Annotated in this window: 1 protein-coding gene; it reads right to left on the reverse strand. The window is 71.2% G+C overall.

Annotation, left to right across the window (positions count from 1 at the left end):
- The coding region (locus GPA_RS19270; protein WP_041239545.1) for a hypothetical protein at positions 1-1265 on the reverse strand (1265 nt) is incomplete at its 3' end.
- Positions 1266-1423: the final 158 nt, after the last annotated feature.

The raw sequence follows: 1423 nt of genomic DNA on the forward strand, positions 1-1423 counted from the left end.
AGCCCGCGACGGCGTCCGGCCCTGTCGCTGCCGAGCATCCAGCAGCCCCCCGCTGCCAGAACGTCCGCCGGAAGGAATGCGGCGGCGCCCACCACGGCCATGTCGTGCTCAGCCTCGGCCGCCGCGCGGCCCCGGCGTCCCTTGCGGGTGAACGCCAGGCAGAACAGCACGAGCGACAGCGCGTACACGCAGACGAACAGCACGTTCACCGCCAGGGCGAAATCGTAGGCCGCAAGCGGGCTAAGACCCGTGCCCACGACGTCGCCCGCGAGCATGGCGGCCAGCGTGGGCCCCACGCACAGGGCGTACACCTGGGTGGAGGGCAGCGAGCGCTCGCTCGCGTACACGGCGCAGGTGACGATGAGCAGCAGGTTCACTATCTCGAAGCCGAACAGCAGCATGCCCGACGCAAAGGGCGCGAACTGCACCCCCAGCAGCGTAGGCAACAAAAACGCACCAGTGACCAGCGGAAACAGTATCTGGTAGACGCGCAGCACCGCGAAGCCCGTCTCCGAGAGCAGCTCGATGAGCACCACCACCGCCACGGCCAGCGCCATGCCGGCCAGCACGGGCGGCGACGTGATGCCGCCGGGCACGGCGAAGAGGTGCGAGACCAGCTTCCACACGAAGCCGATGGCGCACGTGCAGAACACCGGCTTCCACAGCATGCGCACCGTGGCCGCGGCGGCCGTGCCCGTCATGCGCGGACGGGGGTCGGCGGGCACGATCTCCCGCAGGCAGCGGCCGAGCGACACGGCGGCCGCAGCGGGCAGGACGACCACGGAGCACAAGGCGCGCGCGGCGTCCGGCAAGAGCGCCAGCAGCACGCTGAGCGCAACCGAGAGCAGGGCCGAAAGCGGGATGAACACGGCCGTGCGCGATGCCCCCTCGGAGGCGAAGAACTGCTGCCACAGCACGTAGGACGAGCCCAGGGCCAGGCCCACCAGCACGCCGGCCGCCAGCGAGCCGGGCAGGACGGGCACGATACCGTTGGCCGCCAGGTAGTAGGCGGCCGAACCTGCGGCCAGCAGCACGCCCACCATCAGGGCGGATCGCGGCGGGAAGGGCATGCGCCGCCGCTCGTAGAGCACGGCGGCGCCCACGGCCGCCAGGGCGCACAGCTGATCGCTCAAGCTGAACAGGCGCTGGCCGGCGAAGCCGTCGGGCACCGCGAGGCCCGCGAACGTGATGGCCCACACGAACGCGAACCCCAGATGATGCCACCGCAGCGACCGCAGCAGCGTTTTCGCCTTCTCGACGGACAAGAACGATCCCCTCCCGTAGTTTCTCCCGGGAACATGGTAGCGTACCGCAGCCGCCCGGTGAAGGGCAGAGGGGAAAAAGCCGGGCGCCGATCGCACCGGCGCGGCGAAGGCGGGGCAGCGCAGCCGGTGCACCCGCATCGGCATGGCCGGCCGGCGCA

The sequence above is a fragment of the Gordonibacter pamelaeae 7-10-1-b genome, from assembly GCF_000210055.1.
Lineage (GTDB): Bacteria > Actinomycetota > Coriobacteriia > Coriobacteriales > Eggerthellaceae > Gordonibacter > Gordonibacter pamelaeae.